The 12,172-nt window shown below is 58.5% G+C and carries 12 protein-coding genes; 6 read left to right on the top strand and 6 right to left on the bottom strand.

The annotated features are described in order from the left end of the window. Positions 1–1,128: 1,128 nt before the first annotated feature. Entirely contained in the window at positions 1,129–1,428 is a 300-nt protein-coding gene (locus tag K227x_RS12925) for a hypothetical protein (protein ID WP_145169996.1), read from the bottom strand. Beyond that, on the bottom strand, positions 1,425–2,408 hold the full coding sequence (locus K227x_RS12920; RefSeq protein ID WP_145169994.1) for a D-2-hydroxyacid dehydrogenase: 984 nt from the start codon (positions 2,406–2,408) through the stop codon (positions 1,425–1,427). Before K227x_RS12920 ends, K227x_RS12925 begins: the two co-directional genes overlap by 4 nt. A 279-nt stretch (positions 2,409–2,687) precedes the next feature. Between K227x_RS12920 and K227x_RS12915 the strand changes: the two genes are divergently transcribed. Continuing rightward, positions 2,688–3,848, top strand: coding sequence for a DUF6688 family protein (locus tag K227x_RS12915; protein ID WP_145169993.1), 1,161 nt, complete (start codon positions 2,688–2,690; stop codon positions 3,846–3,848). On the opposite strand, the gene K227x_RS12910 is transcribed toward K227x_RS12915, so the two are convergent. The 4 genes from K227x_RS12910 to mch all read right to left on the bottom strand — a co-directional run bounded on the left by K227x_RS12910 (position 3,845) and on the right by mch (position 7,852). Beyond that, entirely contained in the window at positions 3,845–4,114 is a 270-nt protein-coding gene (locus K227x_RS12910; protein WP_145169991.1) for a hypothetical protein, read from the bottom strand. The genes K227x_RS12915 and K227x_RS12910 overlap by 4 nt on opposite strands. A 113-nt stretch (positions 4,115–4,227) precedes the next feature. Next, entirely contained in the window at positions 4,228–5,904 is a 1,677-nt protein-coding gene (locus K227x_RS12905) for a fatty acid CoA ligase family protein (protein WP_145169989.1), read from the bottom strand. Continuing rightward, on the bottom strand, positions 5,904–6,905 hold the full coding sequence (locus tag K227x_RS12900; protein ID WP_145169987.1) for an ATP-grasp domain-containing protein: 1,002 nt from the start codon (positions 6,903–6,905) through the stop codon (positions 5,904–5,906). The genes K227x_RS12905 and K227x_RS12900 overlap by 1 nt, the downstream gene beginning before the upstream one ends. Further along, positions 6,902–7,852, bottom strand: a complete 951-nt coding sequence (gene mch, locus K227x_RS12895; protein ID WP_315854350.1) for a methenyltetrahydromethanopterin cyclohydrolase — start codon at positions 7,850–7,852, stop codon at positions 6,902–6,904. The genes K227x_RS12900 and mch overlap by 4 nt, the downstream gene beginning before the upstream one ends. 158 nt (positions 7,853–8,010) lie before the next feature. On the opposite strand from mch, the gene def reads away from it, so the two are divergent. From def to K227x_RS12870, 5 genes are all read left to right on the top strand, one after another. Next, positions 8,011–8,595, top strand: coding sequence for a peptide deformylase (gene def, locus K227x_RS12890; protein ID WP_145169983.1), 585 nt, complete (start codon positions 8,011–8,013; stop codon positions 8,593–8,595). 96 nt (positions 8,596–8,691) lie between these two features. Then, entirely contained in the window at positions 8,692–9,651 is a 960-nt protein-coding gene (fmt, locus tag K227x_RS12885; RefSeq protein WP_145177819.1) for a methionyl-tRNA formyltransferase, read from the top strand. A 71-nt stretch (positions 9,652–9,722) separates the two neighbouring features. After that, positions 9,723–9,965 (top strand): hypothetical protein, encoded by a 243-nt coding sequence (locus K227x_RS12880; protein WP_218933975.1) that lies wholly within the window; start codon positions 9,723–9,725, stop codon positions 9,963–9,965. A gap of 246 nt (positions 9,966–10,211) precedes the next feature. Continuing rightward, positions 10,212–10,727, top strand: a complete 516-nt coding sequence (locus tag K227x_RS12875) for a hypothetical protein (protein ID WP_145177816.1) — start codon at positions 10,212–10,214, stop codon at positions 10,725–10,727. A gap of 86 nt (positions 10,728–10,813) precedes the next feature. Then, positions 10,814–11,812 (top strand): hypothetical protein, encoded by a 999-nt coding sequence (locus K227x_RS12870; protein ID WP_145169981.1) that lies wholly within the window; start codon positions 10,814–10,816, stop codon positions 11,810–11,812. Positions 11,813–12,172 lie beyond the last annotated feature (360 nt).

Below are 12,172 nucleotides of genomic sequence, written 5' to 3'. Positions count from 1 at the left end.
CGCCGTCATGATCGAGACAATCGGCAGAGAGTGCCACAACGCAGCCGAAAGAGAATTGCGGCGGCGACTTTGACGATGAACCGTCTAGTCCTGCGTGGGGTGTCCCTGATCCCCGCCCTCCTGGCTGGCCTTGGCGGTTTGGTAAGCTTGCCGTACCAAACCACTCTGCAGAGCGGGACTTACAACCGACACGACCGATCGACGTGGCAGAAGCATTGCGACCAACGCGTCAATCTTTGCTCTTCATTGAATTGGATCGAGTTCGCCATTGTTCTTGGGTAAGACTCTCCGATAGCTACCTTTGAACACCGACCGATTCACTTCGGTGCGGTGGGCTGAGAAGCCACCACTTGCCGATCGGCCTTTTTGGCTCATCAGCGACTTCCGACCTACGTCCACGTCTGGTCGGGAACAGCTGATGAAACTGCCAAGAAAGCCGGACGGGCGTGCCGCGGCCTAGACTCAGCAAATCCTTCCAAAACCTAACTCCATGGAGATATCACGATGCGTCGTGTATTCATTCCTGCTTTGCTCGCAGTCGCTTTGGTCGCCACGAGCTCGGTCAACGCAAGTGCGTTCGGCCTGTTTGACAAATTGTGCGGAAACAGCTGTGACAGCTGTTGTGACGTCGAGCCTGCATGTGGCTGCGAAGTCGCTGCTCCTGTCTGTGGCTGCGAAGTCGTCGACCCTTGCTGTGACTCGGGTTGTGCACCGAAACTGGGCCTGCTGAAAAAGCTGTTCCATCGTCATGACAACTGCTGTGACAGCGGTTGTGCAGTCGAACCTGTTTGCGGTTGCGAAATCGCTGTTGCACCAACTTGTGGCTGCGAAATGGTTGACCCTTGCTGTGACGGACCTTCTTGCGGAAGCAAAGTCAAGGGATTGCTGTCACGCTTGTTCAAGCGTGGAAACAGCTGCTGCGATAGCGGCTGTGCAATCGAACCAGCTTGTGGTTGCGAAATCGCAGCTCCTTGCGGACCTACTTGCGGTGCAGAACCCAGCTGTGGCTGTGGCTTCTAATCCACTTGGCTTGATCACTTGCTCTTTTCTATCGGTAAGCATTTGAACGAGCCACGTTAAAGCTAAACACAAAAATCCCCGTCAACTGAAAAGTTGGCGGGGATTTTTTCATGGCTTCTCAGAAACGTCTGCCGATCCATCCGCAGACTGCTCCCACAACTTCTCTAGCAGCACTTGCGTCGCCGCAGCGGCATCAGCGGCATCAGCGGCATCAGCGGCAGGCGTCATCGCCAAATTCAATCCCAATCGTCCATAGATTCGATTGAACTGGTCCACAAAGTCGCTGGCCCGCGAAAGCGGCAATCGGACCGGCCCGGCAACCGCATCTCGGTTTGCCAACACCGCCTCGCACGCCCCGTCGGGAAGTCGATGACTGCGGTTGCTGCTGCTAATCGGACGGATTTTCACTGCGACGCCCCGCGGTAAACCACCGACGGATGGGGAAAGCCCAGTTTCTTGTCGACCCGGTTCAATGGCAATTCACCGCTTAAGTACCGACGCAGGTTGATGCAGACCAGCGATGTCGAGTCATCCACGCGGCGCGACGACTGGGCGCCGACGTGTGGCGTGATGATCACCTTCGGGTCGTCCCACAACGGGCTGGTGGGATCCAATGGTTCCACCTCGGTCACATCCAAACCGGCGCCCGCTAAATGTCCCGACCTCAGCGCCGAAACCAGGGCGTCTTCGACAACGACCGAACCGCGTGCCACGTTGATCAGATAGCTGCCCTTTCGCATCTTTGCGATTCGTTGATGGTCGAACAGCCCCAGCGTTTCGGAAAACAACGGCAGTGCCAAAATCACAATGTCGCTTTCACCTAGCAATCGATCCAGTTCTTCTGCCGGCCACAGCTCGTCGACTTCATCGGGCTTGTCGACCGGGTAATAGTCGGTCGCGATGATCCGCACATCCCAGGGTGCCAGCATCTTGGCCAACATCCGACCGTTTCCGCCCAGGCCAACAATTCCTACCGTTTTGCCTCGCAAGTCATCCGTCGGCAATCGCACAAATTCTCGGCTGGCTTCGGCGCGAAAGAACAGTGGCAACCGGCGCAGCAGCCCGAACAGCAATGCAAATGTCTGTTCGGCGACCTGCGGGGCGAACAACCCGGACGCGCTGCTGACGATGATGTCCGAATCGATCACGCCGGGAACCAAACAGTGATCCAGACCGGCTGCGGAGGATTGGATCCATTTCAAACGCTTGGCCGCCAACACGCGGTCCCAATCCACCGGTACCTTGGCGTGCCCGACAAAGATGTCCGCGGTTGGCAACAGTTCGTCAATTCGGTCCTGACCGGCATCGACCACCTCGGCTTCCGGTGCGGCCGCTTGGATCGCAGCGATGTGATTTTGGTTGACCGGATAACAAAGAACGATACGCATGACTTTGACGTCGGCTAAGCTTGATAGGGATGCAGTGAACGGCGGTGAACTTGCACAAATGTAACGCCCGGAACACAAATCGCGAAGTCGGAATCTGTGCACGCCGTCCTGCGTCCCCTGGCAATGGCGGCCGCGGCCAAGGTCCACTGCATCCATTCAATTCGCCTGCGTCACCTCGATTCGATATGCGACGATACCGGATCGGCGCCGAACGCCCCCACCCCTGGTTCATGTTTCACTGACAAAGACACCTCCCACCCCCATTTTTCACGTCACGACATGGACGACCTGTTAATCGTCGCAGCCCGCACCGACACGGGGCCCTCCACGCCCGCCCGAACGGCATCGGTACAGTTGCGCGTCAAGTTCCTGATCACAGGTGTGCTATTTCCGATATCGGCGTTCATCGTGACGGCTTCATCGCCAATCTCGATTAGCTCTCTGTGGCAATCCGGCCAGCTTGACGCCTACGTCGCGATGTTGATGACGTGGCCTGGGTATGGCCCGTTTTTGCCGCTGGTCGGATGCTGCATGGCATGCCTGACCCTGTGGCTCGTCCGCCCCGCGAGTTCTCGATTCCTGATCTTGCGGTGGTGCATCTACGCCGGCGTGGCGTTGTCGTTTCAGTTCCTTGTCATGACAACAATCGCAAACGGCCCCTTCACGTACGTTTTTGCCGCTCTTACCGCGCCCGTTTTGGCACTGACCGTTTTCGCGTTCAATAGCATTTTGTCTCGGATCGGGCGGTTCACGATTGCCCATCTTTTGATTCTGACGACCATCGCCGCATTGTTGATCGCGTTGATTCAGTGGACTGGATCCGGGTTCGAATCGATGGAACTGTTGTTAGGACTTTGGTTCATCGGCAGCGCCGCATCTCCGGTGCTTTGCCTGGTCACATTCATCCGCGCATCGTTGTACCTACGCCATGAAAGGGCGGCATCCGGCGGCAACCTGCCGTCAACTTTGACGCCGCTGGGCGTGGGTTTCCTGATCGCTTGGATCGGATCATGGTGGGCTGCATGGGTGTTGGCGACCGACATCATGATGAAAGAGTACGCCAAGTTGCCTACCGCGGCTCCGAATTGCTATGTCACGTCGGCCGCCGCCGGTGGCCACCGTCGGCTGGTCGCATCACGACCTCGTCACGGAGACCAAATTTTAGTCAACCCGCAAATGCAGCGACTGAAGTTTGCCGAATTCGCGATCGCCACCGCTCTGCCCAACACCCACGCATCGATCCGACGCTGCTATGACCGCATTGGACCACCGCTAGCCCATCGCTGTCGGTCCAACATTTGGTTTGCGGACGCAACCTATGTGGCATTCAAACCGCTGGAATGGGCCGCCATCGGCTTGGCAAAATCCATGGCGATTTCATCGAAATCCATCGGGGCGTTGTACAGCGTCGATCAACGCGGCGGCGAATGCGAAGACTAAGATTGGCGACTGGCCCGCCGGCTGACCACCGTTTTCTCGGTCGTCTCGCCGCCCAGTGCCCATAGCCATGCCAAGACAACCATCACGATATTGGTGTCCCCGTACAGCATCGTCGCAATGACCGCGACCGTGAACCGAGGCGCAAACAGCCAGCCTATCCAATACAGCACACCACCGCCGAACGTGGTGGCAAACAGCATGGTCAGCCTGGGAAACATGAACATAAACAGTACGAACCAGATCGAGTGATTGTCCCAAAAGTCCATCGTTTCTCTCTCTCGTATCGTTGCCAGAGATTACAGCCGATGCATCCGAATTTCCCCGACAAGGAGAAGACGCTGGATCGATTTCAATGGCCCGTCCTGCGGTCATCGAAACGCTAGTTCAGTTCGTCGGCTAAACGTTCTCGAAAAATCTTGCTGTTGTGTCGGATGTCGACCGGCAGCGGTTCTTGGCGAATCACGACTTCCTCGATGCGCCGGGTCAGTGGATTGCGTGCCGCCAACTCTTTCAGCTCGGACAGCAACTCGTTTCGATCGGCATCATTCTTAGGCTGGGCATCGGCAAACAGTTCGACGAAGACAACCGGCGTTTGATGGGGGCGTTGGCCGCGTCCCACCAAGGCCGATCGATAGACTCGCGGATGGGCATTGAAGATGGCTTCGCACTGGATGGTGAACAGCGTTCGTTTTTCCATCGTGACACGATGCGCCTTGCGACCACAAAACCAAAACCGATCGCGACCATCCAGGTACCCGACGTCGCCCATCCGGTGCCAGATTCGATCGCCGTCCGCGACCTTGTGCAACGCATTCTGGTCCTGACGCACGACATACTGGGTGGTCACCATCGGGCCGCTCACCATCAATTCACCGATCTTGCCCAGCGGCATTTCGACGGTTTGCGATACATCGCTGATCGGTCCATCTTCGATCTGGATCACTCGCCACTCGGCTCCTTCGAACCGAGTCCCAACGCAAACCCCCTTGCCCTTGGCTGACGCCGGCCCGGTTTCGGCGATGATTTCACGTGATTCGATCGACGCGATCGGCAGTGCCTCGGTCGCGCCGTAGGGGGTGACCACCATCGCGTCGGGATCGATCAATCCACGCAGCTTTTCCAGCGTCGCAGCCGGGACCGGCGCCCCGGCGGACAGAACGCGTTTCAACGTCGGGAAGACGCGACCGTGACCATTGGCTTCGGCCCAACGCACGACGGTGTTCCACAGCGCTGGCGACCCGAACGCCTGATCCACTTCCCACTGCGTTGCCGCTTCGACCAAACGTTGAGGGTCCACCTGGGCGGGCCGCGTGGGGTCCATGTCGGGGATGATCGTGGTGACGCCCATCACGGCATCAAACAATCCGAACAAGGGGAAGCAAGCCAGATCACGGGATCCGCGGTGAATGTCGTACCGTTCGCGAATCCGGTCGATCTGGGCGTGGAAGGTGCCGTGCGTGTACTGCACACCCTTGGGCGGACCGGTGCTTCCGGTGGTGAAGATGACCGCAGCCGGATCGCTTCGTTCGATTCGAGGCAGTGGATCCGGACCTTTGACCGCATTGCCCATCGCCTTGATCTGGGCCAGCGTCTTGCCTCCCCAAAACCAACGTCGTCCGACAGTCACGTTCCACTTGGCGTTGGGAAACTTCGATCGCAGAACGGTTCGAATCGCTTGGGCTTTGGGGATTCCGATGAATCCGTCCGGCTGGGCTTCGGATAGACAACGCACCAAATGATTGCGGCCCATGCCAGGATCCACGAGCACCACGACGACGCCCGCTTTCAACAATGCAAAAGTCAGTTCAATGAAGCTGGCGCCAAACGGGACCAACATGGCCACACGCATGCCTGGCTTCAGCCCCCAAGCATTCAGCCCTCTCGCGATCGCTTCGCTGCTTTCGTCCAGGCAGCCGAACGTGGTCAACGCATAGGCCCGATCCTGGTTAGGGACCGGCGGACCATCGGGCTGGGCGATCGCCACCGCCCCGGGCATCAACGCCGCAACGACTCGTAAACGTGCAGCAACATTTCCATCGGGTACTTGGGTGGCCATTATGCAGCGACCTCGTGGCGGATCGCCGCTTGATGACAAAGAAGTGAAATGATTTGGTCCGCCAAGTTGGTCTCGCAAACCGCTTGGGCACCCTTCCAACCGGGAATCCCATTGACCTCGACGACACAATCCGGGCCGCCTTCGCAGTCCAGCAAGTCGACCGACGCGAATTTCAATCCGATCGATTGGCAAATTCGTTTCGCCAACGTCGATTGTTCGTCGCTGACATCGAAGGGCAGGGTTTCGCCGCCACCGGAAACATTGGTTCGAAAATCACGTTCGTTGGTCCGACGAAAACCCCAGACCTGATCGCCGATCACCAACAACCGTCGGTCGCGACCGCCCGGCGGCACGAACGCTTGCACGTAGGCAACCGCGCCCAGGGATTCCAAAGTCGAAAACGTGTACCAAGCCAGCTCCGGATCACGCACTCGCATGACCCCCCGGCCTTCACCACCAAAGATCGGCTTCACCACCACGTCCCCGCCCAACGACCGGAATGCATCAATCGCTTGGGACCGCGACTGGACCACCACCGTTTCGGGAACCGGATAGCCTAGCGAGGCAACCTTTGCCAAGGTAGCAAACTTGTCGATCGCAATCTCCAGCGATCGAGCCGGATTGACGAGCGCCGCGGTGATCCCAGCATCGGACAGTCCATGCAAGGTCGCCAACCGAAACGTCAACGTTTCGATCGTTCCCATCGGCATCGTCCTGGTCAGGATCGCGTCAAAGGTCGCCAAGGAACCTGCGTCGCAATCGATCGTGGTCCCACCCGCCGGACCAATCGACGCAGACAGACTAGGGTAAGTCCCAAACGCGATTTCGCAGCCTCGATCATCCGCCGCCGATCGCAACTGATTGGCGTGCCACCCCTCGCCACCACCGAGCACCAAAAACCGCTGGCGGCGTTGGCCATCGTTTGGTTGACGTTGTTCACGCTTAACCGGCTGACGGTCTACCGAGCTATTATCCTGCGGGGGCACAGCATCGCTGATCATGACAGGAACGATTCGCGAAGAGTATCGGTAGCGATTTGCCCGTGGATCCAAGTTCGTCCGGTACGCAGGTTATGGATCGTGACCACTGCCGGACTGAACAACATGGGATCGACTTTGTAAAAGTCGTATTCATAGTCTTGAAAGATGGCTGCAAACGGTCGGCCGTAGTCCTTCGAACCGCGGCTGGGCACATGTTCGGCAACCGCTTCGATCGCCTCGTCATCGGTATCCACCCACAACGTAACGCTGGCGCCGTACAACATCGCATCGTTCGTGCGACCGATCCCGCCAACCATGTCACCGGGCTTGGCCGGAGGCGGCAGGGGTGAATTGCCGGTACCGGACACGATCGTCCGGACGTCGAATTTCAATTCGTGCAGCTTGTGCATCGCGGTTTCAATACTGCGGGCCACCACCTGGACTGAACCAGCGATCGAGGTGCTGGGCGCCACGGCAAGCGAAACTCCCGATGGCTGGACACCACATTGTTCCGCGATCATGGCGATGACCGACTCGGTGGGCAGTTTGTCGGATTCCAGAACACCCACCGCATGTTCACCGGTTTCCGAAAGATCCAGTTCTTTTAGCGTCGCTTCCCGGCCACGGAACATCCGCATCGGGCCGCTGCCCATCGCAAAAAAGTCGTCGGTCTGAATCGGCCAGCCCGCGTACTGGGATCCCAGACATGCCGCCAACGTGTGGTCGCATTGAACATGGACTGAATTGTCGGACACCAACCGATCGGGGTCCGCCGGGTGGATCTTCACGCTGGCGTGATCCCCCAAACACAGTCGCGCCAGCACCAATCCGGCCGCCAAGGAACCGCGGGTATCGATCCCCGCGTCTAGGATCTGGGCACCGCCAACGGATGCGACACGGCAGTTCAGACCCGCAGCGTTGTCGATCGACCGGCGAAACAATTCATAAGACAGTTGGTTTAGCATCATGACCAAATCGTCGTGCATCCCATGCCCGATGTCTAGAACGGGTCGGCCGCCGCCTGGCAAAAGAACGGACTGCCCTTGGCTACCCAAATGACGCAAAATCGATCATCCTAGGCGTCCGCCATCACCGACCGACCTTCCGCGTCTGATTCGATCTAACCATGCAATTGAGCATCATTCCGCATCCGCACCCGACGCTGAGAACACGCAGCAAGCCGATCCGCCGCGTCGACCGGGATCTACGAGCGATCGTTGATCAAATGCTGGACTTGATGTACGAGGCCAACGGGGTGGGGCTGGCCGCCAACCAAGTCGATCTGCCGATTCGATTATTTGTCGTCAATCCAGCCGGCGAACGGGGCGATGGCGAGGAATTGATCCTGATCAATCCCGAATTGCAGCGTCCCAAAGGCAACGAAACCGCTCAAGAGGGCTGTCTCAGCCTGCCCGGGCTGTACGGTCAAGTCAAACGCCCCAAATCGATTCGTCTCAGCGCGTTTGACCTCAAGGGCAACCCCATCGAACGTACCGTCGATGGTTTCCTGGCCCGTATCTTGCAACACGAAAACGATCACCTCGACGGCGTGATGTTCTATGATCGGATGAGCGACGAGGGACGGCGTGACCTGGAAGACGGCTTGGCCGAACTGGAGACCGATTTTCGATCGAAACAACAATCCGGCGGTATCCCTTCGGACGAAGAATTGGTGAAACGATTGACTCCCTGGTACGAAAAGTACACCTGATTTGCGGGGGCAACTGCCCAAACCCGCCAACTGCCACGCCGAACCCGCCTGTCCCAACCGAAGTAAACCGTGACTGATTCTAAACGTCTGGTCTTGATGGGCACCGGCCCCTTCGCTGTGCCATCTTTCGAAGCCCTGCGGTCTGCCGGCCACGAGATCGCGTTGGTCGTGACCAAGCCGATGCCGCCGGTCAAAAGCCGCAAAGGACCGCCCCCATCGCCCGTCCGATCGTGGGCCGAGCAACACAATCTGCCGATTTTTGCACCCGATACGATCAACGATCCTGATGCGATTGAAAAGGTCGGCGCCCTGAATCCGTGGCTGCTGGTCGTGTGTGACTACGGACATATCTTGAAGCCCGATGCATTGGCCACAGCCACCATCGGCGGCATCAACCTGCACGGTTCGCTGCTGCCCCTGTATCGCGGTGCCGCCCCCGTGCAATGGTCGCTGCTAAACGGCGATGCCGTCACGGGTGTTTCGGTCATCCACATGACGCCGCGACTAGACGGTGGGCCGATCATCGCATCGGCACAAACCCCTATCCACAGCGATGAAACCGCGGGTGAACTGGAACAACGGCTTTCCGAAATCGGCATCGCGGCCACGCTCGAATCCGTGGAAACGCTTTCGAAATGGGACGGCGAACAAACGATCGGGACAGTCCAAGACGCTGCGAAAGTGACCAAGGCACCGCGACTGGCAAAATCCGATGGCGACATCGACTGGGGGCGTTCGGCTGCCGAGATCGATTTTCACGTCCGCGGCATGCAACCCTGGCCAGTGGCCTTCACCCACATTCTGGTCGATCCAAGCAAACCGCCCGTACGGTTGGCGATCAAGTCGGTGACCGCGACCGATCTGGATGCATCGGGTCACAGTGCGGGCGAGATCATCGACGGCGCCCCCTTCGAACGAAAGGGATTGTTGGTGGCCAGCGGCGACCGAATCATCGAGATCACCCGCTTGCAGCCGGCCGGGAAGCGAGAAATGCCGGCGACCGACTTTTTGCGAGGCCACGCTCCGCCCCCCGGTGCCAAGTTGTTCTCGCCATAGAGCCGACCAATTTGATAGATCATCGAATCCCAAGGAAGGATTTGTGACCTATCGACGGTACGTTCGAAACGATGAACAGCTCTCAATTTGATTCCAGCAGCGATCCCGATGGTCCCGAAATCCCCTTCGGTTCCTCGCCTCGCCAACCCAGGCCATTTCTGGGAATTCAATTTCGATGCTGCCGTACTTACGGTCGCATCTATCGCAACAACAGCGGCAATGCGTACATCGGAAACTGCCCCATGTGCCTGTCAAAGGTGAATGTGCCGATCGGCGGGGGCGGATCAAGTGCCCGCTTCTTCTCCGCGGGCTAGCCGAAATCCCCGTCCCCGCGGTCCTGCTACCATCGCCGCGGCGGCCATGCTCGATTCGACCAGGAATGCGGGCCAAGACGCACTTTCGCCGCTGGGCACCAATTTGCTAGGGTAAAATCAAACTACTGCATTTCCGCCGGGAACCTACGTACCGGGGGGGCATGCAAAGTTGGATATTCGATACCGAAATCCCGCAAACGCCCGGTTGCCCGCCCCCGTTGGCGAACCTGTTCCTTGGTCAATTCGATGCTTGGTGAATACAAACTGAACCGCTGCACTCGCCAATGCCATGCATTGAAGCGACCGCTGCGCGAAGGCGAATGGTATTACAGCGTCATCAGCGAATCCGGTGACGACTACGTCCGACACGACTATTCAGCGGAATCATGGACCGAACCACCCGAGGGTGCCGTCGGTTGGTGGAAGAAACAAATGCCGACCTCGGCGGCACGAAAAATGGTGCTCGCTCCACCCGAGGTGCTGATCGATTTGCTTCGGTCGATGGAACCGTTTCCGGAGAAGGCCAAGAGCCGCTATTTGTTGGCGTTGATGCTGATGCGTCGGCGATTGATCCGCCCCGCGGCTGAATCCGACAAATCCGAACTCGCCGAGAACCAGATGCGAATCGAGGTGATCGCGGATGGATCGACAATCGATATCGAAACCTGCGAAATTTCCCGCAGCGAATCTGAAACGCTTCGCGACGAATTGAACGAACTGCTGTACTGCGAAGCCGCCCCCGACGAAGACGTCGTCGCCTGACGCAGCAACCCGACATGGCGGCCTGAAACCAACGTCCTGTCCAACCCATTCCTATTGATTATTTACTGCGCAGGAGTCACGCACGGATGCGAGCTTTCGGCATCATCGCCATGGGATTCGTCCTGTTCGTCTCTGGCGGCGCAACCTGCGCACGTCGCCAGCCTGCGATACCCTATCCACCGCCGCCCGTGGTGTTCAACGAAACACCGACATTGCAGGAAGTTGCGACGGTCGTCAATCGAACCGCCAACGTCCAACAACTGTCGACGAATTCAGCCTCGATCGAACTGCTAAGCATGCCTAGCGTGCCGCGATTAAGCGCTACGATGAATCTGCAGCGAGAAAAGAACTTTCGCCTGCGTGGAAGTATCCCCATCCTGCTGGGGATGGGCTTTGACATGGGAAGCAACCAGGACGTCTTCTGGTTCGAAGTTCCCGAAGACATGTCCAAAAAGCTGTATTACGCCAGCCATCAAGCCTATCAGCAACAGCTTGACCGCGCGATCCTTCCCGTCGACCCGACCTGGATCATGGATGCCTTGGGTCTAGCCCAGATTGATCCGAACACGGTGGTCGCCGGTCCGATTTTGCTGCCCGATGGAAAACTGCAAGTACGCAGCACCATCGCTTCCTCCATCGGCAACTACCAACGCGATCTGTTCATCGAACCGAAAGCCGGCTATGTGACCGATCAATATTTGTACAACCCATCGGGGCAACTGGTGGCCCAAAGCCAGGCGTCCAACCATCGGTATTACGAAGCCCAACAATGCGTGCTGCCGCATCGTGTCGATTTGAACCTAGTCCCCGGCGCCGGGATGGGCCCACCGCTGACGATGCGAATCGACATCAGCGACTATACCGTCAACCAACTGCTTAGCGGCGACCCGAACCTGTTCACCATGCCCACGTCAGCATCACGCCAAGTCGACCTGACAACTCTGTCGGGCGGCATGCCGATGGCCGCAACCGGCACCAGTCCGAACACATCCACCGGAATCGGAACACGACCGATCGTCAGCGGCCCCAGCGAATACTCGGCGGACGCATCATCTGCCTACCCGCTACGCGGCACCATTCGCTAGCCGGTCGGCAAGCCCGCCGGGCCAAGGCTGTCGCCACATCGTGGCAAAAAAACTCGACGCCGAAGCACTGTGTCGCCCGCCGGGTTGACCAAGAATCGTTTGACCGCGTGCTCGGCCGGCCCGCAAGTTTCACTCGCACCAATGCGTTGGGCGCCGCCCCAGCGGTGCGGACGATCCAACGCGTACGTCCACTATCATTTAACCGTGTGCCCAAGCGGTGCGGGCGATCCAGCGAGCACGCCCACCATCGTTTAACCGCGTGCCCAACGAGCCGCGCGTTTCAGCCGCACCGGCGCGCGGGGCGATGCCCAAGCGGTTAAACGAACCAACGCGCACATCCGTCGTCGAGTCGCCGCGTGC

Source organism: Rubripirellula lacrimiformis, assembly GCF_007741535.1.
Classification (GTDB): domain Bacteria; phylum Planctomycetota; class Planctomycetia; order Pirellulales; family Pirellulaceae; genus Rubripirellula; species Rubripirellula lacrimiformis.
Note: the sequence above shows the minus strand (reverse complement) of the source record. Positions and strands in the feature narration are given on the sequence as shown.

Coding starts and splice junctions, on each gene's coding strand:
- K227x_RS12920 (WP_145169994.1), bottom strand. CDS start 2,408: ATGCGTATCGTTCTTTGTTATCCGGTCAACCAAAATCACATCGCTGCG.
- K227x_RS12915 (WP_145169993.1), top strand. CDS start 2,688: ATGGACGACCTGTTAATCGTCGCAGCCCGCACCGACACGGGGCCCTCC.
- K227x_RS12910 (WP_145169991.1), bottom strand. CDS start 4,114: ATGGACTTTTGGGACAATCACTCGATCTGGTTCGTACTGTTTATGTTC.
- K227x_RS12905 (WP_145169989.1), bottom strand. CDS start 5,904: ATGGCCACCCAAGTACCCGATGGAAATGTTGCTGCACGTTTACGAGTC.
- K227x_RS12900 (WP_145169987.1), bottom strand. CDS start 6,905: ATGATCAGCGATGCTGTGCCCCCGCAGGATAATAGCTCGGTAGACCGT.
- mch (WP_315854350.1), bottom strand. CDS start 7,852: ATGATGCTAAACCAACTGTCTTATGAATTGTTTCGCCGGTCGATCGAC.
- def (WP_145169983.1), top strand. CDS start 8,011: ATGCAATTGAGCATCATTCCGCATCCGCACCCGACGCTGAGAACACGC.
- fmt (WP_145177819.1), top strand. CDS start 8,692: ATGGGCACCGGCCCCTTCGCTGTGCCATCTTTCGAAGCCCTGCGGTCT.
- K227x_RS12880 (WP_218933975.1), top strand. CDS start 9,723: ATGAACAGCTCTCAATTTGATTCCAGCAGCGATCCCGATGGTCCCGAA.
- K227x_RS12875 (WP_145177816.1), top strand. CDS start 10,212: ATGCTTGGTGAATACAAACTGAACCGCTGCACTCGCCAATGCCATGCA.
- K227x_RS12870 (WP_145169981.1), top strand. CDS start 10,814: ATGCGAGCTTTCGGCATCATCGCCATGGGATTCGTCCTGTTCGTCTCT.